The sequence below is a fragment of the Marinobacter sp. LV10R510-11A genome (assembly GCF_900215155.1).
Taxonomy (GTDB): Bacteria; Pseudomonadota; Gammaproteobacteria; order Pseudomonadales; family Oleiphilaceae; genus Marinobacter.
The window spans coordinates 1,801,500-1,822,307 of record NZ_LT907980.1 but is presented as its reverse complement, the minus strand read 5'-3'; the positions used below and the strand labels follow the sequence as shown (position 1 = coordinate 1,822,307).

The following is a 20,808-nucleotide window of genomic DNA, read 5'->3' as shown; positions in this document are numbered from 1 at the left end:
TCTGGAGGTTATAATCGGGCACCGGCTCAGGATGAGCACGAATAACACACTAATCTTCAGGGATCGAAGACATGTCCCAAGCAAGCGGACTGCAGTTTACCGCCCGTGTTGGCGAACTCCCCTCTGATCTATTTTCCGTTGTCGGCTTTACGCTGACCGAACGGCTATCCGAGCTATTTCACGGCCGCCTTGAGCTGGCCAGTACCGATCCAGATGTGGATGTTTCAGACGTTCTGGAACAGCCGGTGGATTTGGTGGTTTGGCAAGACGGTATGGCGCTTCGCCGCTTTACCGGCGTGGTCAACGAGTTTGCCCGTGGCGATAGCGGCCATCGCCGCACCCGCTACGAACTCGTCATCCAGCCGCCCTTATGGCGCTTAGGGTTGATGCACAACAGCCGCATATTCCAAACCCAGACCACAGACGCCATCGTGCGCACCCTGTTGGAAGAGCGGGGCATTGTGAACTCGGTGTTTGATTTAAAGCGCGCGCCCCAGGAGCGTGAATATTGCGTACAGCACCGGGAAAGCGATTTGGCGTTCGTTGAACGGATGGCCGCAGAAGAAGGCTGGCACTACCGTTACCAACATGGCAGCGTAGAGGGGGATGAGCAGCCTGGATTAATCCTATCCGGCCATCATGGCGATGCGCCCCGGCTGGAAGCGGCCGAATATAACGGCAAAGCAGGCGGAAGCACCAAGCAGCCTGCCGTTTTCCGCTTTCGCTACGAAGAGCGAGTACGCGTTGCCTCTGTAGCCACGAAGGATTACACCTTCAAGAATCCGGCTTACGCCCTGATGCACGAGCGAAGCGCAGCCAGCCCCAACCAGCGCCAAGACTATCAACACTTCGACTACCCCGGCCGGTTCAAAGCCGACGCCAGCGGACAGCCGTTTACTGATGCGCGATTGGATGCACTCAGAAACGACGCCAGCACCGCCAACGGCGAAAGCAACCGCGCGGACTTCACCTGTGGCGCTAAAGCCGAACTGACCGAACACGACAGCGCCAACCTGAACCGCGACTGGTTACTCACCGCCGTTACCCACACTGGCAAACAGCCCCAGGCAATGGAAGAAGAGGGCGGGTCTGGCCCAACCACTTACCACAACACGTTCAGTGCCATTCCTGCGGATAAAACCTGGCGACCCCTGAGCGACCACCGCCCGCTGATGGACGGCCCCCAGATTGCCATTGTTACCGGCCCCGAAGGTGAAGAAATTCACTGTGACGAATTTGGCCGGGTAAAAGTACGGTTTCCCTGGGATCGGCGCCAGCGGCCAAATGAGGTAGAGAGCAGCAAGAACGATGAACACAGCAGCGCTTGGTTGCGCGTTAGCCAAGGCTGGGCCGGTGGTCAATATGGCTTCATGGCGCTGCCGAGAATTGGCAACGAAGTCATCGTCTCGTTTCTGGATGGTGACCCAGATCAGCCCATCATTACTGGCCGCACGTACCACGCCACCAACACGCCACCCTATGCGCTGCCAGAGCACAAAACCCGCACCACCCTGAAAACCCAAACCCACAAAGGCGAGGGCAGCAACGAACTACGATTCGAGGACGAAGCAGACAAACAACAGGTCTACGTTCATGCCCAAAAAGACCTGGACCTGCTCACTGAAAACAATCGCACCGAGGTCATCAACAAAGATAGCCACCTGACCGTTGAGAATGACCGTTTCAGCCACGTAAAAAGTAATGACCACATCACCGTTGATGGCGAAACGCGCCAAACCATCGGCGCCGATTGCAGCCAGAACGTTGGCGGCACCCTGCATCAGAAATCTGGCGGCGCCACCTTATGTGAGGCCGGTAGTGAAGTTCACTACAAAGCTGGTGCCAACGTGGTACTGGATGCCGGTGCCGAACTCACCATTTCTGGTGGTGGCAGCTTTATTAAGCTGGATCCTAGTGGAGTTACGCTGAGTGGGCCGGGGATCAAGATTAATTCCGGGGGGAGCCCGGGGAGTGGAAGTGGTGCGAGTCTTCAAAGTGCAGATATGCCAAACGTATTAGATGGCGATATGCCAGTTTCACCGCCTGCGGCGAATCTTGCGAATGTAAGCACACGTCAAAATGTTGCCGCCGTTCCCGTTCAGATAGAAGGGCTGCCAGGTACTGACCGAAAACTCATTGTTGATGTGATTGGCGGGAATGCCAGCAGAGGTTCGGTTGACGTGGTCAAAGGCTCGTCAGAAGGGGGTGAAGCATGACAGATTCAGTGACTTTTACAGACGAGTCCAAAGAGCATTCAGTTCGCCGAAAAGCAGAATACGATGACAGTAATCCGCATGATCTAGTCCTTACGATAGCCAAGCGCGAAGGAGGGCAGATCGCGATCCCTCTCCTGAAAAATGCCCGTTCGAATATTGAACGGGAGGACTATCAGGAAAATACACTGTTAAGGATTAAACCCTTGGCAGAAATTGAAAGCGCACTTCCCATCTCCACCGGTTATGGAGCCCCGGTTTTTCAGGGCAAAGCTGTTGCGATGCTCCGACCGGGTTATCTGTATATATTTCGTCGGGACAGGCTGTGGCGTGAGCTGGAGATCGGGCCAGATTCGAAGGTGAGTGATGTAGATCTGGCAGCAGCGCGGAAAGCGGTGGCGAGCCCAGAAAGCAATTTACGGATAGTGCGTCCCGCCGAAGGTGAATGGCTTGATGATGTGCTTGTACCGGTATTCCTGCAGGGGCAGGGGGTCATGCACGATATCCGAATGGCTTACAGTGAAGTGCAGTGGGATTGGGGGTACGTTCAGAAGCTAGAGGCAGACGAAAAGGCCAGAAATGCTCGAACGACCGGAGTGGGCCACGCCTGGGCAGTAACCAAGGTGGAAGGCCTTAGCTTCCAGACCGGCTTTCCGGCATCACGAGTTGAGGACTTACCAGAGCTCCGTGCAAGGGATCTGGGTGTTGAGCTGATGTTGGAAAGCCCCAGGGACTTCAATCCAGAATTCGAAAAGCCATCTGATTCTGAACTCTGCGCAAAACTAGCCGCCCGCCTGCGCGAAGCACAGGCGGAAGGTGAGGAGCCTATTGATCTCGATATCCGTTGTGATCCTGATGAAGACCGGCTTGCTGAGCTGAGAGGTCAAAAAGGGCTGGCCTGTGTTGCTTTACCAGACCCGCTGTTCAAACTGCGCCATTCTCTTGCTCAGTTGCAGTTGGCTTTGCATTACCTTGATGCCATTGATGTATCGATAAAGGACAGGCCTTTGGTTCATTCAGCCATGTTGATACGTCAGGCCCTGTTTGACCCAAAGGCACCGGCCTCCAGTGACGACGTGATGACACTGCGAGCGGCGGTGGATCAGGAAAAACTCAACAAGATTCTGGAGCACTCAGAGCGCCGCAAGGTGCTTGAAAAAATTACGGTTCACATGGAAGCGTTGGAAAAACTTCTCGATAGCGGCGAGTTTGACGTGACCTGTGGCGACTACCTAAATCACAAGGGCCTCGGGCCTTGTGAAGCTTTTTCTCTCCATGCGAGCCTGCTCGATCTGACTCAGCAAATACCCGGAGTGCTGAGTGCCAATGGTCTGGAAACGCCAACCACAGTGTCTCGACTGCTTAAACTGGGTTTGGGCGAGAGCCTTCTTATAGAGGCCCTGGCAGGAGGCGAGAATGCGAACAACGAGCTCTCGCCCATGCTGACTCAATTAAAGGAGCTGGCCCGGAAGCAAGATATGCTCACGGGGGAGCATCTGAATGAAGTGGGCCTCTCTTCCATCGGTGCTTTGGCACTGCAAGTGAAACAGGAAGAGGGTGACTCCGTCACCAAGGACAATGACAATAGCGGGTCTTCAATCCCTAACGGTGCTGCTGGTAGGGTTGCGGGAATGGTTCAAGCAGCGCTGGGAGGTTGGAGTGGTGCTGTTCTGAAAGCTGCTGAACGTTTGCGCGAAAGTGGCGACCTGACGGCTATCAAGCTGGATCGTGTTTTTACGTCTGTCGCGGAAGTGGCAGATATAGCAGACCCCAATCTCGGCGGCGAATTGCGACTAATGAGCCGAGGGGCCGTTGATCTTACGCGCTATAGCATCGTGGGTATGCATGGGAAAGGACTCTCTTTTGGCCTGACCGATGCAGATCTCCGGAGTGAAGCGCTAACAAGACGCAATGACTATTTGTTCGCGGATCGCGCAAACGCGGCAGGCAAAACGGTGGCATCCACTAGCCCAGCCCGACTGGCTGATGAGATCGGCGAAGCCGCAGTGAAGGCTGCCGCTCATGCTTGGGTATTTGTGCTGCCCGTTAATCACCCAGAAGCCCTTAAGTTCAGCGCATTTAAATTTGATTGGGCGAATAAGGCGAAGGCTATTGCTGATGGGCCTGGGTTGTCTCGGGTTTTGGTGGGGCTGGCTGTATATAACCTTGTTTCCGAAATTTGGTCGTTGAGACAACTAAAATCAGGAGACGTTAGTTACTCGATTACTAGATTTATGAGTGCAGGGTTAGATCTTTCCACTGCATTGATGAAGCTTCACATTGTTAGCTCACCGGCGGATAACAAACTGGTTTCAAAGGCAATACTCAGGCCACTCTTCGAGGTGAAATCCCTGCCAATAGTCGGGCCGCTTATCCAGAAACGGCTTGTGCATGTTGGAGCGAGTACCATTGTGCGCTCTATGTCACTGGTTAATTTCTTTGCGGGTAGTGTGATGGTAGGCGTCAGTGCCTGGGATTACCGTAATAGTGTTAGCAGTGGGGACTTGGATGCTGCTATAGGGCACGGGTTGGCAGTAGCAGGGGGCAGCATTTTTGTAGTGTCGAATTTGATGAGCGGATTGCTGGCGGTACCCGGTTGGGGCTGGGCTTTGTTTGGGCTTGGGCTCGTGGTGGGTGGCAGTGTGTTTGCAGCCATTGCTACTGACAGCCAAATGGAGAGGGTATTGAAACAGGGACCCTTGGGTCTTGGCCCAAGCCACGATGGGCTTCCAAAGGACGATGCGGTTTACTATCCGCAGTTGCTAAGCGTGCTTTCACCCGTAAGCGTATCCGCTAAGCGTTTTGGTGACTTGAGTGATGCTGAAAAAGCGATGTTTGCCGATCATAATCCATCCGCAAACGACTACCGAGTGACGGTGACGTCCCCTCTGATCAGTCGTTTTAAACTTGGTCAGAAGACTCAAAAAGAGATCAGCGCCAAAGGTAATAAGCCGGGCTTAAGATTGGGTGTTCAAGAACTTGAGTACACCCACAGCACTATTGAAACGTCTGCTGGCCAAGTAGATGAGTTTAATATAGCCCGAAAAGCAGCGTTGAAAAAAATAACAACATGGGTTGCCTTGCCGGAAGATAACGCAGTGCATTTTTTGATAGAACGGGATCTTGCTGGTGGTGAAACCCAGGCATTTGGGCGTCGGGAACAACGAGCCATTAGCCTGAGGGTTGTCTTGCAGGCGCGTATCGAAAGTGAAATAGGAACATTCAGGTTTCCTATGCCGGTACTTGATGATTACGAGTCGTTTGATGCAAAGCGCCATGAAATTCTGCCAGATAAGACGTTTCAGCCATTCAATCCATTCAAAAATGATCCCGTTCCTTATTGGCTCGTGAAAGAGGTCACCTTGTGAGCGAAAATGGTGAAAATATCAGCCATGAAAACGGGGGGTTCCGTGGGGATCAGGTTCCGCACCTCCCTGAGCCTGTAAAAAGCAGAAAACAGCTCGGTCAGGATCTTCAACCCGTTGGTGATTACGCTGAGATCGAACCCTATTACCGGGTGTGTGAGGACGTTGGTGACGTCCAGCATCAGGAGCAGAGCGAGCCAGAAGCTTTTACCTCCGGCGATTGGTGGTGGAATCAATGCCAGATTCGCTTCCTTAACGGAAAGGCATTCATTGGCCTATCTGTTTTGTTGTTGCTAATACCCTATATTTGGGGTGGATTAGTTCTGGTGGGCGGAGGATGGTTGTTTTATTACTATTTTTATCTTCTGGTGATGGGTACACCCGATATTTTTTTTATGCTGGCAATGTTGTTTTCGGCACTTATTTGGATACCTATCTCTTTATACATCATCATAAAAACCATGCCCTGGGTCATGGGCGCTTTTGCCCTTCTACTAAGGCCATTCGACAAACTCCTCGCCAAGCTTTTGGACAAAGGCCTGGAGGCGGGTGAAAGCTACTTCAGTCGCGAGACAGGCGAGGTGAGCTTCGCAGTATCCGGTGGTAAGAAACTCACGGCCCCCTTTGCAGAGTTCGATGCCTATGTGGAGCGCGTGGTCGAAATGGGTGGTATCTTCTATCGCTTGATGTTCGTGCATCGCTACACCGGCAAGCAATTTAGTCAAACATCCTTGAGTCGGGTTGAGCCGGCGAAAGAAGAGGTGATGGCGCTATGGGATATGCTCCAACGATACATGGATGTGTCCCGGCCTTTGCCCGACGTGCCAAGGCTGGAGCCATTCCGGCACTTGGACTCGGTAACCGTCGAGCATGACAAACGCATCGGACGTAACCCCCGCTTTTGGCGCGATCTGGATCTGGAAGCTTGGAAGCAAGATGAGGGCGCTGAGTGGCTGAAGCGACAAGCGGAGTATCCCTGGGGGAAGCGCAATTGCCGGCTAACCCCGCAGCTGGGTAAGATCTCAATGGAAGAGTACCGCAAACAGCGGCCTGCGGAAGCCTGGCCGATTTAATGCGCGATCAGGTCAAAAAGTCGGGGCCAGATTTTGTTCTTGGTACCCAGCCAGAACAGCCGCCCCGCGCCGGGCGCTCCGAGCCCTTCCCAAGCGGCCGGCTGACCTTTTTATCACCCAGCCCCCTGCCGACAGATCAACCGCCGGTGGACCATGGTTATGCGGTGGGGAAAGTAAATGACGGCTACCTAGATTTTGGAACCGGAGTGATACCAGCGTTTGGTTGGCAAGCCACTCTGGGCATTCCTTTTTTCTGTTTTTTGTTTATTGCTTTTTTCACTCCCGCGATGGCCTTTCTGTTGTTTTACTGGTTGGGTAACGGATGGCCGGATGCAGTTCATGCGCTTCGTGGTGTGTTTGACGTTACCTTCGGGCTTGCTTTTTGGGCGTGTAGTTTCTTCCTTCTGCTCGGCCTCGGTATCTGGTACCGAGAGCACCTGAAGCTTGAATCCGTAATCCCCACCCGCTTCAACCGCCAACGACGTGAAGTATGCTTTGTACCAGAAGGACAAAGAGAACCGATTTTCGTCCCCTGGGAAGAGCTCGTCGCCTGGGTCACTGAAGCTCAGGGCGTTACCGAATATGGCGTGCAACGCCAGTACGGCTTCGGCATTGGCTTTTACCACCCGGAAACCGGCGAGAAATACACCCTGGAATTTGAAACTCCGGGTTTGCCGCTGGCCATAAGCAACTGGGAAGCGATCCGGGCCTACATGGAGTACGAAGTCCACACCCTGAAAGAAATTCAGGATCCCTTGGATCTTCAAGGCCCAGACGACCCGCCCTGGGAGGGCGTTCACGTTTTCCGCAATGCCCGAAAACGCCTCCATGACGAATATAGAGACGGCAAGCGGGGCGTCGCCTATCTAATCGGCTGGTATCTTTACCATCTCATGACGTTCTGGACGATTCCGAATCGGCTGGTGGAGTGGCAGGTCAAAAAAATTAAGCGCATGAGCCAAAAGACGCTGCCCAAGGCGATGTCTGAATGGTCTGAACCACTATCCGAGGACCAGTGGGCAAAGCCCAGTGACGAACTAAAGCGCCAGAGCAGGCGAGTGTTGGAACTGCAAAAAGCACACCCCGGAAAGTCTACCTTGGAAATTTTTGCGCTCGCAAACGAGGAAGTCAGCGCTGAGAGGTCGATAATAGCTTGACCAAAAATCAACGCTTGTTGCAAGACGCAACACCTGTGGTAATCTGTACTCATGTAATATAAGCCACAGGAGGCTCCCATGACCATTGCCATTCGTCTAGAAGATAATCTGGTTCGTCACGCGGCTGCCGAAGGGCAGGTGCACCGGCGCTCTACGCCCAAGCAGATCGAGTATTGGGCGGAGATTGGTCGTGCGGTTGCGGGAGAGGTGAGTGCAGAGGATCTGATTGCGATCCTTCAAGGCATTCGGCGCGTTAAGGTTGAGCCGGTTGTTCCGGAGCCTGTCACCAGTGATGATTTGTGGGCGGAAGTAGGTCAGGCTCGCGAGACTGGTGAGTTAAGCCGTTCGATTGCCCGGGGGCAGACGGTCTATCAGGCAGCGGCTGATAAGCCGGGATACTTGGAAGCGATTTATCCCAGTGGTATACGTGAGCTAGGCAAGTTTCGCAACGGGCATTTTGAAGCTGTGAGTGGCCGTGACGACGCAGCCTGAACTTTGGCTGCTTGTCGGTGGTAATGGCGCGGGCAAGTCGACGTTTTATGAGCGTTTTCTGGCCCGGCGCAGCATCCCTTTAGTTAACGCGGATAACATTGCGCGTAGCCTTTGGCCGGATTCCCCTGAGAAACACAGCTACGAGGCTGCGCTGATTGCGGAAAAGGAACGATTTCGCCTTTTGCAGGAGCGTCAGAGTTTTTGCTTTGAAACCGTTTTTTCTCATCCTTCGAAAATAGACTTTGTGGGGGCGGCGAAGGCTGCAGGTTTTCGTATCCGCATGTTCTATTTTCATCTGGACACAACGGCTCTCAACAAAGCCCGGGTGACAACCCGTGTGCAGTCTGGCGGCCATAATGTGCCGGAGAAAAAGATAGAGAGCAGGATTCCGAGAACATACGCGAACCTGCACGAATGTGTCGGGCTGGTGGATGAGCTGCATCTTGTTGATAACTCCAGCTTGGATCAGCCCTTTGTTCGTGTGGCTGCTTGGGAAAACGGCGAGTGGCAGCGCTATTGCGAGACGTTACCCGGGTGGGCGAAGGACTTGCTGGATGACTGAAGCTGTTGCGCAAAAGTCTCTACAGGCCGCTCACGGCCAAGTTCCCGGCACCACAAACACCCGATCTGCTTCCACCCAGCTTCCCGTTTGAAGATTTTGCCGCATGATGGCGAACAGCTGCGGAATGGATTTGCTCTCAACGCGCTCCAGAGCTTCCAGAGTATGTGCTGTATCCGGCTGCTCACTCTGAAACCAGTTGCCAATCCAGTGCGGCTTTTCGAGTACAGCCCAGCATGATGTGTCCTGTGCTTTTGCGTCACGGACGTATACCCAGCGCCCGCGCAGATGCTCTGCTGGAACATAATCCGGTGTGACCGCTTGCGGGTCGTCGGGGTAGAACAGGTACCCGGGCATGAAAATGCGTGGCGTCAGCGGGCCGGTTATATGGGATTCAGAGAGCAACGCGAGGGTCTCCGGTAGCTGTGTGCGGCGGCTCTGTTGCTCGAGCAGGCTGGTTGTTTTCATGTCCAGCCGGTCACGGGCATTGGGGCCGTACCAGAGTGTCGAGCCGGCGAGTTCTGATACGCCGAGATAAAACTTGATCGCAATTTCGTGGTGTTCGATGCGATCATCTTTGGTGTTGTGCACCACGAAATCCAGTTCGCCGATGGTGCGCCCGCTTGACTGGATCTGTTGGTTTTTCAGCAAGATGGGCCAGCCAAGCAAGTCTTCCAGCAAAACCTGATACAGTCGCTCGAAATAGAAGCCGAGCCTGCGCTGCGGTGGTTCACTTAACAATGGTGGTGCAGCGTCTGTGTCTTGATCCCAGGCGTTAAGAATATCGGGGTAGTTCGAAGGCAAATACTGTGCGGGCTCAAACGTGATCGGCGAGCGCATGAGTTGCGGCGCCTGGCAAAGCCATGCGAGATGCCTGATTGCAGGCGTTTGGTAGGAGTTGATCAGCCCAGGAGCGAGGTTTGCATTCATTCGTCCAGAATACCGTAAACTGTTCGGTAATAAAGGTGCGAGTGTTTCACTGGGTGGTCGCTTAATCACCAGCCCTCGTCCCGCGATACAATAGGAGATAACAGGAGAAAGTATGCAATACCTACATACGATGATCCGAGTCAGCAATCTTGATCAAACGCTGCATTTTTTTTGCGACCTGCTCGGTATGGTCGAAATTGATCGTAAAAGCAGTGACAAAGGCCGATTTACGTTGGTATTTCTGGCCGCACCGGACGATGAAGCCCGGGCGCGTGAAAACAGGGCACCGATGCTGGAGTTGACCTACAATTGGGATCCGGAAGAGTACCCCGGCGGTCGTAACTTTGGTCATCTGGCTTTCGGGGTGGATGATATCTATGCCCTTTGCGAGCACCTGCAGGCAAATGGCGTAACCATCAATCGCCCGCCTCGGGATGGGCACATGGCATTTATTCGAACCCCAGATAATATATCCATAGAGCTGTTGCAGAAGGGTGACCCGCTGGCGCCCAAAGAGCCTTGGGCCAGCATGGAAAACGCCGGCAGTTGGTAGGGATGTGGCTGCTTGGCCTGCAGGAATTGCACATGTGCGGAAACGGCCATAGAATCATTATGGTTTTGAGCGATACGTTATAGATATAACTTCTAAAGCATCAGGATGATGCGATAAAACAGGGAAATGTTTCATGGAAGACTGGCAAGGATGCCTGGCCCCCCAATGTCAGACTGCGTTGTTGTGTGCCCGCGAAGATGTTGATCGTCGTGGCGGCACCGTCATCACGGTTGAAGACTTTCTGCTTGCATTGCTCGACTCCAGCCCCTCCGCAAGCCACTTTTTGCGTGATTCGGGTGTGGATATGGATGAGCTGATCCGTACCATCCAGTGCGAGCAACCCATTGTCACTGAAGTAGGTGGTGAAGGCCTGCTCTCCTCACAGTTAATCTATTGGCTGGCGACAGCGCGAGAAACCTTTGATACGCCTGCCTGGCTGGACTGGCCGCAACTGCTGGGAGTGCTCGCCAGGTATGCAGAGCGCTTGCAGGAAAAAGCGTATGTGGCGATTCTTGAGCTGGTTTCACGCTGGCCAGAATCGGGTAGTTCGGACGGCGGCGGAGAACGCTTCGAGGAGCCAGGTATTGAGGAGCATGAGGCTGCGCCCGTTGTAATCACCGACCCGGCATGGATCGAGCTGGCGGAAGATGTCTCCATTACGCTGGCCGCAATGCCGGATGCGCTGGTATGGGTTAGGAGCGAGCGCGGTGGAGGCAAATCCGCTTGGCTGCGCTCGCTGTTATCGTCGTTGGCGCAACCCTATGTTGAGATGGATCTGCGCCGTGAAGCTGAGCTGATGTCCAGCGAACTCGCCGTTATTCCTGCTGCTGGCAGAAAACCCTGGCCAATTCTTGTACTTGATAATGTAACGCCGGCGGATCTGTTGATGTTGATGGATCGCCCGTTCGACCTTGCCTCTGAGCTGGTTCTTCGGTGGCAGGGGCCTGTGGTGCTGCTCGGGCCGGATTCGCCAGATAGCGATGAGAGCCGCCGTATTCTGGAGCAACGGCTTGGACGAGCGCTGGAAACCTGTGATATTCCACCTTCCAGTATGATGCAACGCAAGGCCATTATGGTTGCTCATCAAGCGGCTATTGAGCGTCGCTGGAACATTCAGATACCCCGTTCTGCTATTCAGTTTGCTGCCTCCCGGCGTAGCCGGTGTGTCAGTACGCCAGGCGGAATGTTGCAGTGGGTAGAGCGCGCTGCTGCACGGCTGGAGCTTTTTGCTCGGCGCGGGCCAGCAAGTTCAGTGGCCTTTTGCGGGCAAGCGGACACGCTTCGACGCGAAAGCCTGGTTGCCATGGCTCGGCAAGAACCGCTGGATGACCTTGAGCAGTCGCTTGAAGAGATACATCTGTTACGCGCAGCTGCGGAAATAGCGTGGCACGAACGTAAAGCCATGGGGACACTGCGTCGGCTTACGGTGGAAGATCTGCGCGAGGAACTGGAGCGCTGGGTTGCAGCGCGCCCCGGGCCGGTTCACTATGTGCTGCATTGTGACCATCAGCATGGAGAATCTGCGAGTGCAGGATCTGGAAATTTACATTCGTGACCTGGAAGCAGGCGCGGTTTGCCGTTGGCTGGAAAGCCATGTTGAGCAGTTGGCGCTCGATGACAGTGATGTGTCATCCGTTACCAAAGGCACAGGCTATTACGGTGACGATCGCTTAAAAATAACCCTGTACCCACAAGCTTTTGGTAAGCGCTTTACCTCACTGATTATCGAAGGTGAGCGGCTGCCCTGGAGCAGTGATCTGGATTGTGCACGCAGCGCATGGCAAGTGATGGATACAGAAATACGCTGCAGCCCGGGAGAGTGGAAAGAGGGTGAGCGGGCAGAGGAAGAGAAGTGGTGGCGATTGGATAGCCGAGGTGAGCAACTCGCTGTTTGGAATTGAATAGCTTGGAATTGAGCCGCCTAGAATGAAAAAAAGGCAGCCCGCGATTCATAGCGGGCTGCCTTTTTCACATCAACCGACGTTTCAGTCGCTTAGAATCGAAACGTTATCTGCTTGCAGGCCTTTATCCGCTTCAACCACGCTGAAACGAACCAGTTGGCCTTGGCGCAGAACCCGGCGGCCACTTCCACGAATAGCACGGAAGTGAACAAAGACTTCGTCTCCACTGTCTCGGACAATGAAGCCAAATCCTTTTTTAACGTTAAACCACTTTACAGAACCTTCTTCGTCGCCTTCAGGGCTGTTGTCATCATAGTCGGCATCATCATCGGTGTATTTCTGGTTAGAGTTCTGGTTAGAGTTCTGGTTAGAGCTCTGATTAGAACTCTGATTAGAACTCTTATCCCGTGACTGTGAGCTGCTGCGCGAAGACGTGCTGCGTGCAGGCTGCTTAGTTGCGATGATAACGGCCAGAAAACCGGCAATGCCGAAAACAAGGAAGCCGATAATGTATGCGGCGATACCTTGAGCGCTACCGAGAACGAACGGCGTACTTTGGGCCAGTTCACTGCTCTGGGATTGAGACAGGATCTGGAACAGTTCTGGGGTAAAAGAAACCAGCAGAAAGCCAAGGATGAACGGGGCGGGAATGGCGATCAGAATAGCAACAAGGATCGCTTTGGCTGGATTACGCATTGACTGATAATTCTCCATTTCTTATTAACGCTGACGATAAAAAACCGGATATCGGGTAAAATCGCTTATCCGGCCAGTGAATACCGCCTAGTTTCCGGGAAAACGGAAGTAAAGGCGGGCAAAACGGCATGATAACAGATTAACCCGACGGCTGACCAAGCTTCACTTATCCACACGAACGATTCATGTGAGGGAGTTCCGATACCCGATGAGCCACAACGATCTGCAAGCCAGACTGGACGAGCTGGAAACACGGCTTGCCTTCCAAGACGATATTATCAATACCCTGAGCGAACAGGTGACGAAACAGGAGATGGATATTCGTGAACTCTGGAACGCAAAGCGGTTACTGCACAGCCAGTTGAAAGAGGTCTCACCTTCCAATATGAAGCGTGAAGAGGAAGAAACCCCTCCGCCGCACTATTAACACGCGAAAATAAAAAGCCGAAGCAATGGCTCCGGCTCTTAGTGTTAATCAGTTTTCGAATATACCCATCAGGCTAGCAATTCCACCAGAATTTGTTCGTAGATCTGAGATAGCGTATTCAGGTCTTCGGCTTTCACGCACTCGTTCACCTTGTGAATGGTGGCGTTGATCGGGCCCAGTTCCACAACTTGCGCTCCGGTGGGTGCGATGAAGCGTCCATCAGATGTGCCGCCTGAGGTGGAAAGTTCGGTTTCACGCCCGGTCACGTTGCGGATGGCACTCTGGCTGGCAGACACCAGTGCACCTTTATCGGTAAGAAAGGGGCGACCACTGAGGTGCCACTGCAGGTCGTATTTAAAGTTGTGCCGATCAAGAATTGCCACCACTCGCTCTTCCAGGCTTTCTGCCGTGTTCTCGGTGCAGTAACGAAAGTTAAAATGCACCAGGCACTCGCCGGGAATGATATTACTGCCGGTGCCGGCTTCCACCTTTGTGATCTGAAAGGTTGTGGGCGGAAAGTAGTCGTTGCCGTTATCCCAGAATTCGTTAGCCAATGTGTGCAGGGCAGGTGCAACCGCATGAATGGCGTTCTCTGCCAGGTGCGGGTAGGCCACGTGGCCCTGAACTCCTTGCACGGTCAAGTAGCCATGCAGCGACCCGCGACGGCCGTTCTTGATCACGTCACCCACTTCCTGAGTGCTGGAAGGCTCGCCTATCAAACACCAATCCATCTTTTCAGAGCGGGCTTCTAGGGCTTCAATCACCTTTATGGTGCCGTTCTGGGCCGGGCCTTCTTCATCACTGGTGATCAGCAGGGCAATCGAGCCGCGATGATCTGGATGGTTGGTCACAAAACGCTCACAGGCTGTGATGAAGGCCGCAAGGCTGCCCTTCATGTCGGCCGCGCCACGGCCGTGCAGAAACCCGTCTTTGATAATGGGATCAAACGGCGGATGCGCCCAGTTTTTCTCTGGCCCGGTGGGCACCACATCGGTATGGCCGGCAAACGCCAACACCGGCCCCTCTGAACCTTTACGGGCCCAGAGGTTGTCGGTGTCACCAAAGCGCATGTGTTCGGCAGTAAAACCTAGGGAGGCCAGGCGTGACATCATCAGTTCTTGGCAACCAGAGTCATCCGGCGTAATGGATGGCCGGCTAATCAGGTCGATGGCCAGTTCAAGCGTAGGCGAAAGTGACATATCAATCTCTGCAGTTATAAAAATCCCCTCTCCCCAGGCGGGAGAGGGCTAGGGAGAGGGGGTATTCGCGCAAATTAATTATTCGCGTGCAGCGCTTCGTTCAGCTCAATAGCGGATTGATTGGTTTTGCATTCAACCGCGCCAGTCTGGCTATTGCGACGAAACAGCAAGTCTGGCTTGCTGGCCAGATCACGGGCTTTGATGATTTCTACCAGCGTATTGCTGTCATCCAGTAGGGCCACTTTTGTGCCGGCAGTAATGTACAGGCCGGCTTCAACTTTGCATCGGTCGCCCAAGGGAATGCCAATACCGGCATTAGCGCCAATCAGGCAGTTCTCGCCAACGGCAATAACCATATTGCCACCGCCAGACAGGGTGCCCATGGTGGAGCAACCGCCGCCCAAGTCAGACCCTTTGCCGACCATCACGCCAGCAGAGATGCGGCCTTCAATCATGCTGGTGCCTTCGGTGCCGGCATTGAAGTTGATAAAGCCCTCGTGCATTACGGTTGTACCTTCGCCCACATAGGCGCCGAGACGCACGCGCGCTGTGTCTGCAATGCGAACACCCTTGGGCACCACGTAATCGGTCATCTGTGGGAACTTGTCTACCGATTTAATCTCCAGCGTACGGCCTTCCATGCGGGCCTTGAGTTGGCGCTCGGGCAGCTCGTTTAGATCTATGGCGCCTTCGTTAGTCCAGGCTAGGTTTGGTAACAGGCCGAAGATGCCGTCGAGTCTAAGGTCGTGAGGTTTTACTTGGCGATGGGAAATCAGGTGCAGTTTTAGGTAGACCTCCGGAGTGCTGGAAGCGGTGTCGTCAGTCTCTAGCACAGTCACCACCACTGGGCGCTTGCTGCCGGCTGCTTTTTCCGCGAGCGACGCTTGGGCGGTTGCATCAGTTTGGCGCAGGGCACTGGCAAGCTGTGTCAGTTGCTCAGCGGTGGCATGAATAGCCTGATTGCCGCCTTTATAGTTGAGGGACGTTTCTACGACATCGATCAGTTCTGTTGCCGGTGTCATGATTGGCTGTGGATAAAATACCTCCAGCCATTCGCCCTGGTTATTTTGGGTGCCAATACCGATTCCGAATGCAAAACTCATGTGGCAATTGTTCCTGTTTAGTTGATTAGTGTTGCCCCCTCGTTGGCATTAAAGCCGACAAAAATAGAGCTTTCATGCTCGACCAGGGGCTGTTTAACAGTGTCGCAATTTCAGATTTCGTATAGCTTCATAAGTCAGTTTGCCTTCACAAATTCAACAATACGTTTTGCGGCTTCAACACACTCTTCTAGCGGTGCAACCAGTGCCATACGCACTCGGTTTCCCCCTGGGTTGTAGCCGGCCAGAGATAGAATCCCGCATCGGGGAAATTCACATCCATCACCTCACGCAGAATGGGCACAACGGCTTCAAATTTAGCACGGTAAGCGGCCCGATTTTCACGTACGTGATCTTCATCCTGCCAGGCGGCGATACTGGCCAATTGATTATGAACCGGCATAGCGCAGCCATGATAGGTGCGGTAGCTCAGGTAGCCTTTTAAGATGCGCGCATCCCCTGCAACGAAGCCAGACCTCAACCTGGGCAGGTTGCTACGTTTCGAGAGGCTGTGAAAAACCACACAGCGTGCGAAGTCGTGCCGGCCGATAGCCGCGCAGGTCTGCAGCAAGCCTTCAGGCGGATTATTTTCATCGGGATATAACTCTGAGTAGCATTCATCTGAAGCAACAATGAAGTCGTGCCTGTCTGCCAGCTCAATGACTTTCGCCAGTTTTTCAAAAGGGTAGGGATGTAGCTTATCAAGGTTCGGATTCATTGAATGTCATCCAGCATTTTGCACAAGTCTTGTTGCAGTGCGCGGCACACGGAAGGATCGCTGATGGGCTGGCCGTGTTCGTCGGTAACAAAGAACACGTCTTCCACCCGTTCGCCTAATGTCGCGATTTTGGCATTACTCAGGCGTATACGATGATTCAGCAGTACCTGCCCAATCCTGGCCAGAAGGCCGGGTCGGTCAGGCGTAACCACTTCAATCACCGTGCGCTCGTTAATGGTGTCATTGGAAAACACCACCTCGGTGGGGAACGCGAAATGCCGAAGTTGCCGTGGTGTGCGGCGGTGAATAATGTCGGGGTAGTCTTCCGGATCGTCCAGCTCCTCAATCAGGCGCTTGCGCACCCGCTCTTTGCGAGCCGGGTCCACACCTAGCGGTTGGTCTTTTTCGTCGAGCACCACATAAGAGCTGATCGTATAGGGGCCTTCATTTGAGCTGATACGAGCATCAACAATGTTTAGGTTGAGCTGTTCCAGTACCGCTGTTGTTGCAGCAAACAGGGTTGGCCGGTCGTTCATGTAAATAATGATCTGGGAGTAACCATCGGTAGGGCTGCCGAGGGTATCCCGAATAAGTACCAGTGGCCCGGGTGTATCGCCATGGTTGATGATGGCTGCAGTTTGCCAGGCGATATCGACCGTGGAGTCCTGCAGAAAGTAGTCCTCATCAACCGTATCCCAGATGGCATCTATCTGCTCATTGGAAATGTTCTGGGCATGAAGAATTTCACGGGCCTCAGACTGCGTGGCCCGAATCCATGCCTGCCGGTCAACTGGAATATCTGTGCCGCGCCGAAGTGCGCGCTTGGCTTCTACATACAGCTGGCGCAACAGCGATGCGCGCCAGGTGTTCCAGAGCTTGGGGTTAGTCGCGCTTATGTCGCACACCGTAAGGATGTACAGATAATCCAAGTGTGCCTGGCTGGGCACTGCGCGGGCAAAGGACTGGATAATGTCGGGGTCAGAAATGTCTTTGCGCTGGGCTGTCATGGACATCAGTAAGTGGTTTTCCACCAACCAGGATGCCAGCTGGGTGTCGCGCTCACCAAGATGGTGGCGCTGACAGAAGGATTCGGCATCCACGGCGCCAAGCTCTGAATGGTCCCCACCTCGCCCTTTGGCAATGTCGTGGTACAAGCCGGCAATATATAGGATTTCCCGCTTGGGAAGCCCGTGAATCAGCCTGGATGCTAACGGGAAGTCGTCGCGCGCGTCCTCGCCGTTCAGCCGTACCATATTGCGGATAACCCACATGGTGTGGGCATCAACGGTGTAGATGTGGAAAAGGTCATGCTGCATTTGGCCGATAATCTTGCCGAACTCTGGCAAATAGCGCCCCAGTACATTGTATTTCTTCATGGCGGAGAGGGTTTTGTCCAGCGCATGGGGTGTCCGCAGCAATTCCATGAACAGGGATGTCACGGCCAGATCACCCCGGAAGGCATCGTCAATCAGGTGTCTGTGTGCCCGCAAAGACCGGATGGTCGTGGCCCGTATGCCTTTTATTTCAGGGTGCTGGGCCATCAGCACAAAGATTTCCATGATTGCGTAGGGGGAGTAGGCAAATACTTGGTTATTTACCGCCTCTATATAGCTGTTGCGAATCTGGAACCGATTGTTGATGGGCTGAATATCGTCTTCTGTGCCGGTGCCAAGTATCGCCTCATCGTAAAACTGAAGAATAACGTCGGCGAGTTCTGCCAGCGCCAGCACAGTGCGATAGTAGGATTGCATCATCAGCTCGACATCCAGCCGTTTGCCTTCGTCCTTGTATCCCAGCATCTGTGCCAAGGCACGCTGATGGTCGAACAGCAGCCGGTTTTCGTTACGGTCTGCGATCAGCTGAAGCCCGTAGCGCAATTGCCACAGGAGGGTTTCGCCCTGAACCAGAACCTGATGCTCTTCGTCTGTGAGGATGCTGAAGCGGGTCAAATCGGCAATGCTTTGCAGGCCAAAGTGCCGTTTGGTAATCCAGCCGATGGTCTGAATGTCCCGAAGTGCGCCAGGGGAGCCCTTTACGTTGGGCTCCAGGTTATACTCAGTGTCACTGTACTTTCTGTGGCGCCGCCTCTGCTCTTCGCGCTTGGCAATAAAGTAGTCGCGATCGGTGATGATGCTATCGGAGTAGGCTTGTTCGCTGAGCTCCTTACGCAGTTCATCCGGGCCAGCAATTGTGCGGGTTTCCAGCAGGTTGGTCAGGGTGGATATATCGCCCCGCGCCGCGGTTTTGCTTTCTGCAATGCTGCGAACGCTATGGCCGATGTCGAGTTTGAGATCCCAAAGAAGCGTAACGAAAGCGCCAAGATCTTCCTGCCAGCTTGGTTCAATGCCGCTGCGAGTCAGTATCAGCAGGTCGATATCTGAATGAGGGTGTAGTTCACCACGGCCGTAACCGCCAACGGCAATTAGCGCAATATCGGGTGAGCTGGAAAAAGGATACCGGTTCCAGATCAGTTTCAGCACGGTATCAATTGTATCGGCTCTGGCGTGAACCAGAGCCCTTACATCGGCGCCTTGTTGAAAGGCTTCTGCATCTGCATTATAGCGTTGTTTTAGCAGCTCCCTGGCTGCCATAACAGGGGAGGTATCCCCGCTGATCCTGGCCTCCAGCTTCGGGTGATTCACTTAGAAGGACTCCTCCGACCGCTTGGTCAACACTTCGTAGCCATCGGCAGTCACCAGAATGGTGTGTTCCCACTGCGCCGAAAGCTTGTGGTCTTTGGTGACCACAGTCCACTGATCCGGTAGCAGCTTGGTGTGGTACTTGCCTTGGTTGATCATGGGTTCAATGGTGAAGGTCATGCCTTCTTGCAGCTCCATGCCGGTGCCTGGTTTGCCGTAGTGCATCACTTGCGGCTCTTCATGAAACCCCTTGCCGATGCCGTGCCCGCAATAATCCCGCACCACAGAATAACGGTGTTTTTCGGCATGCTGCTGAATCACATGGCCAATATCGCCCAGGCGTGTGCCGGGCCTAACCAGCTCCATGCCTTTATAGAGGCATTCCTGGGTGACCTTGATAAGGCGTTCTGAGCCCGGCTTTGGCTTGCCGACAATCCACATCTTGCTAGTATCGCCGTGGTACTCATCCTTTATAACGGTGACATCGATGTTAAGTATGTCGCCGTCCTTCAGGATTTTCGTTTCTGAGGGTATCCCGTGGCAGATAACGTGGTTTACGGAGGTGCACACGGATTTTGGAAAGCCTTTGTAGTTCAGCGGGGCAGGAATCGCCTCCCGCTCGTTAACAATGTAGTCGTGGCAGATTTGATTGAGCTCTTCGGTGGATACGCCAGGCTTGACATGCTCCCCGATCATATTAAGAACATCCGCCGCCAGGCGGCCTGCTACGCGCATCTTTTCGATTTCTTCTGGAGTCTTGATCGATACTTGCATTGGACTTCCCGTTGATATGTATCAAACGTCTATTTTAAGGGCCCTGCGCCCAGGGTACAAGGAGGCCGTGATGCAAAATTAATGGCGTGAGGCCTGTATTTTATGGTATAAACGCGCCCGCTGGAAACGAATCCGGCAAATTCGCACACGAGTCAGCACGTTGCCCCAGGGTGCCTGCTCCCGCTTTAAATGCTGTACAGGGAGCCTGGTTGGGGTAATTGGACGCGTGGAGGACTAACCCGAAGCTACACTAAGGTAATATCATGGCTCAGGTAAATATGCGTGACCTGCTCAAGGCAGGTGCTCACTTCGGTCACCAGACTCGCTACTGGAACCCGAAAATGTCGAAGTACATCTTCGGCGCCCGTAACAAGATTCACATCATCAACCTTGAGCAGACTGTTCCTGCCATGAACGAAGCGCTCGATTTCGTTCAGAAACTGACAGAGAACAAGAACAAGATCCTGTTCATTGGCACCAAGCGCGCCGCGGCCAAGGTCATCAAGGAAGAAGCCGAGCGGTCCGGCCAGCCTTTTGTTAATCACCGCTGGCTCGGTGGCATGCTGACCAACTACAAAACCATCCGTCAGTCTATCCGTCGCTACCGTGATCTGGATGCCCAGCGTAAAGACGGTACGTTCGACAAGCTGACCAAAAAAGAAGCTCTTGAGCGCACCCGTGAAATGGATAAGCTTGAGCGTTCCATTGGTGGTATCAAGGATATGGGCGGTTTGCCTGACGCGTTGTTTGTTATCGACGTTGATCACGAGCGCATCGCTATCAAGGAAGCCAACAAGCTGGGCATTCCTGTTATCGGTGTAGTAGATACCAACAGTAACCCTGATGGCGTTGATTACGTTATCCCGGGTAACGACGATGCCATTCGCGCGATTCAGATCTACGTGAAGGCCGTTGCAGATACCTGCATGGAATCAACACAGGGTGGCGCTGACGAGTTTGTAGAAGTCGCTGAAGAACCTGCAGGAGCGGCTCCGGCTGCAGAGTGATGCGT

At 53.7% G+C, this 20,808-nt stretch carries 17 protein-coding genes and 1 pseudogene; 11 read left to right on the top strand and 7 right to left on the bottom strand.

Annotated elements, in window-relative coordinates:
* Window positions 1–71: 71 nt before the first annotated feature.
* The 6 genes from CPH80_RS08640 (at window position 72) to CPH80_RS08615 (ending at window position 8,862) form a co-directional block, all read left to right on the top strand.
* The gene (locus CPH80_RS08640; protein WP_096276950.1) at window positions 72–2,216 is read left to right on the top strand and encodes a type VI secretion system Vgr family protein; all 2,145 of its coding nucleotides are present in this window, start codon (window positions 72–74) and stop codon (window positions 2,214–2,216) included.
* The gene (locus CPH80_RS08635; protein WP_096276949.1) at window positions 2,213–5,581 is read left to right on the top strand and encodes a toxin VasX; all 3,369 of its coding nucleotides are present in this window, start codon (window positions 2,213–2,215) and stop codon (window positions 5,579–5,581) included. Before CPH80_RS08640 ends, CPH80_RS08635 begins: the two co-directional genes overlap by 4 nt.
* On the top strand, window positions 5,578–6,651 hold the full coding sequence (locus tag CPH80_RS08630; protein ID WP_096276947.1) for a hypothetical protein: 1,074 nt from the start codon (window positions 5,578–5,580) through the stop codon (window positions 6,649–6,651). The genes CPH80_RS08635 and CPH80_RS08630 overlap by 4 nt, the downstream gene beginning before the upstream one ends.
* The gene (locus tag CPH80_RS22390) at window positions 6,651–7,808 is read left to right on the top strand and encodes a hypothetical protein (RefSeq protein WP_096276945.1); all 1,158 of its coding nucleotides are present in this window, start codon (window positions 6,651–6,653) and stop codon (window positions 7,806–7,808) included. Before CPH80_RS08630 ends, CPH80_RS22390 begins: the two co-directional genes overlap by 1 nt.
* A 78-nt stretch (window positions 7,809–7,886) precedes the next feature.
* Window positions 7,887–8,300 carry a TA system antitoxin ParD family protein gene (locus CPH80_RS08620; protein ID WP_096276943.1) on the top strand — a complete coding sequence of 138 codons (414 nt, stop codon included), beginning with the start codon at window positions 7,887–7,889 and terminating at the stop codon, window positions 8,298–8,300.
* Window positions 8,284–8,862, top strand: a complete 579-nt coding sequence (locus CPH80_RS08615; RefSeq protein WP_096281505.1) for an AAA family ATPase — start codon at window positions 8,284–8,286, stop codon at window positions 8,860–8,862. Before CPH80_RS08620 ends, CPH80_RS08615 begins: the two co-directional genes overlap by 17 nt.
* A gap of 30 nt (window positions 8,863–8,892) precedes the next feature.
* On the opposite strand, the gene CPH80_RS08610 is transcribed toward CPH80_RS08615, so the two are convergent.
* Window positions 8,893–9,789, bottom strand: coding sequence for a DUF1853 family protein (locus CPH80_RS08610; RefSeq protein WP_096276941.1), 897 nt, complete (start codon window positions 9,787–9,789; stop codon window positions 8,893–8,895).
* 112 nt (window positions 9,790–9,901) lie between these two features.
* Here CPH80_RS08610 and CPH80_RS08605 point away from each other — a divergent pair, with 112 nt between their 5' ends.
* From CPH80_RS08605 to CPH80_RS08595, 3 genes are all read left to right on the top strand, one after another.
* On the top strand, window positions 9,902–10,342 hold the full coding sequence (locus tag CPH80_RS08605; RefSeq protein ID WP_096276939.1) for a VOC family protein: 441 nt from the start codon (window positions 9,902–9,904) through the stop codon (window positions 10,340–10,342).
* Between the two features lie 133 nt (window positions 10,343–10,475).
* Complete coding sequence (locus CPH80_RS08600) at window positions 10,476–11,897, top strand: hypothetical protein (protein ID WP_096276937.1); 1,422 nt, start codon at window positions 10,476–10,478, stop codon at window positions 11,895–11,897.
* Window positions 11,869–12,243: a hypothetical protein gene (locus CPH80_RS08595; protein WP_096276935.1), complete on the top strand. Its 375-nt coding sequence runs from the start codon at window positions 11,869–11,871 to the stop codon at window positions 12,241–12,243. Before CPH80_RS08600 ends, CPH80_RS08595 begins: the two co-directional genes overlap by 29 nt.
* A gap of 84 nt (window positions 12,244–12,327) precedes the next feature.
* Here the strand turns inward: CPH80_RS08595 and CPH80_RS23160 are convergent, their stop codons facing one another.
* On the bottom strand, window positions 12,328–12,939 hold the full coding sequence (locus CPH80_RS23160) for a cold-shock protein (RefSeq protein ID WP_096276933.1): 612 nt from the start codon (window positions 12,937–12,939) through the stop codon (window positions 12,328–12,330).
* Between the two features lie 208 nt (window positions 12,940–13,147).
* On the opposite strand from CPH80_RS23160, the gene CPH80_RS08585 reads away from it, so the two are divergent.
* Entirely contained in the window at window positions 13,148–13,366 is a 219-nt protein-coding gene (locus CPH80_RS08585) for a SlyX family protein (protein ID WP_096276930.1), read from the top strand.
* Between the two features lie 68 nt (window positions 13,367–13,434).
* Here CPH80_RS08585 and dapE read toward each other — a convergent pair whose 3' ends face one another.
* The 5 genes and pseudogenes from dapE to map all read right to left on the bottom strand — a co-directional run bounded on the left by dapE (window position 13,435) and on the right by map (window position 19,796).
* Entirely contained in the window at window positions 13,435–14,565 is a 1,131-nt protein-coding gene (gene dapE, locus CPH80_RS08580) for a succinyl-diaminopimelate desuccinylase (RefSeq protein WP_096276928.1), read from the bottom strand.
* Between the two features lie 74 nt (window positions 14,566–14,639).
* A complete protein-coding gene (gene dapD, locus CPH80_RS08575) occupies window positions 14,640–15,668 on the bottom strand; it encodes a 2,3,4,5-tetrahydropyridine-2,6-dicarboxylate N-succinyltransferase (RefSeq protein ID WP_096276926.1) in 1,029 nt (342 codons plus the stop codon).
* A 134-nt stretch (window positions 15,669–15,802) separates the two neighbouring features.
* Window positions 15,803–16,350: pseudogene (locus tag CPH80_RS08570) on the bottom strand (aminotransferase class I/II-fold pyridoxal phosphate-dependent enzyme); the annotation flags it as partial.
* Window positions 16,351–16,379: 29 nt separating this feature from the next.
* Window positions 16,380–19,025, bottom strand: coding sequence for a [protein-PII] uridylyltransferase (locus CPH80_RS08565; RefSeq protein ID WP_096276924.1), 2,646 nt, complete (start codon window positions 19,023–19,025; stop codon window positions 16,380–16,382).
* Complete coding sequence (gene map, locus CPH80_RS08560) at window positions 19,026–19,796, bottom strand: type I methionyl aminopeptidase (protein ID WP_096276922.1); 771 nt, start codon at window positions 19,794–19,796, stop codon at window positions 19,026–19,028. It lies immediately after the preceding gene.
* 263 nt (window positions 19,797–20,059) lie between these two features.
* Between map and rpsB the strand changes: the two genes are divergently transcribed.
* Window positions 20,060–20,803 carry a 30S ribosomal protein S2 gene (gene rpsB / locus CPH80_RS08555; RefSeq protein ID WP_096276920.1) on the top strand — a complete coding sequence of 248 codons (744 nt, stop codon included), beginning with the start codon at window positions 20,060–20,062 and terminating at the stop codon, window positions 20,801–20,803.
* Window positions 20,804–20,808: the final 5 nt, after the last annotated feature.

Coding starts and splice junctions, on each gene's coding strand:
- map (WP_096276922.1), bottom strand. CDS start 19,796: ATGCAAGTATCGATCAAGACTCCAGAAGAAATCGAAAAGATGCGCGTA.
- CPH80_RS08640 (WP_096276950.1), top strand. CDS start 72: ATGTCCCAAGCAAGCGGACTGCAGTTTACCGCCCGTGTTGGCGAACTC.
- CPH80_RS23160 (WP_096276933.1), bottom strand. CDS start 12,939: ATGCGTAATCCAGCCAAAGCGATCCTTGTTGCTATTCTGATCGCCATT.
- CPH80_RS22390 (WP_096276945.1), top strand. CDS start 6,651: ATGCGCGATCAGGTCAAAAAGTCGGGGCCAGATTTTGTTCTTGGTACC.
- CPH80_RS08600 (WP_096276937.1), top strand. CDS start 10,476: ATGGAAGACTGGCAAGGATGCCTGGCCCCCCAATGTCAGACTGCGTTG.
- rpsB (WP_096276920.1), top strand. CDS start 20,060: ATGGCTCAGGTAAATATGCGTGACCTGCTCAAGGCAGGTGCTCACTTC.
- CPH80_RS08605 (WP_096276939.1), top strand. CDS start 9,902: ATGCAATACCTACATACGATGATCCGAGTCAGCAATCTTGATCAAACG.
- CPH80_RS08620 (WP_096276943.1), top strand. CDS start 7,887: ATGACCATTGCCATTCGTCTAGAAGATAATCTGGTTCGTCACGCGGCT.
- dapE (WP_096276928.1), bottom strand. CDS start 14,565: ATGTCACTTTCGCCTACGCTTGAACTGGCCATCGACCTGATTAGCCGG.
- CPH80_RS08585 (WP_096276930.1), top strand. CDS start 13,148: ATGAGCCACAACGATCTGCAAGCCAGACTGGACGAGCTGGAAACACGG.
- CPH80_RS08610 (WP_096276941.1), bottom strand. CDS start 9,789: ATGAATGCAAACCTCGCTCCTGGGCTGATCAACTCCTACCAAACGCCT.
- CPH80_RS08635 (WP_096276949.1), top strand. CDS start 2,213: ATGACAGATTCAGTGACTTTTACAGACGAGTCCAAAGAGCATTCAGTT.
- dapD (WP_096276926.1), bottom strand. CDS start 15,668: ATGAGTTTTGCATTCGGAATCGGTATTGGCACCCAAAATAACCAGGGC.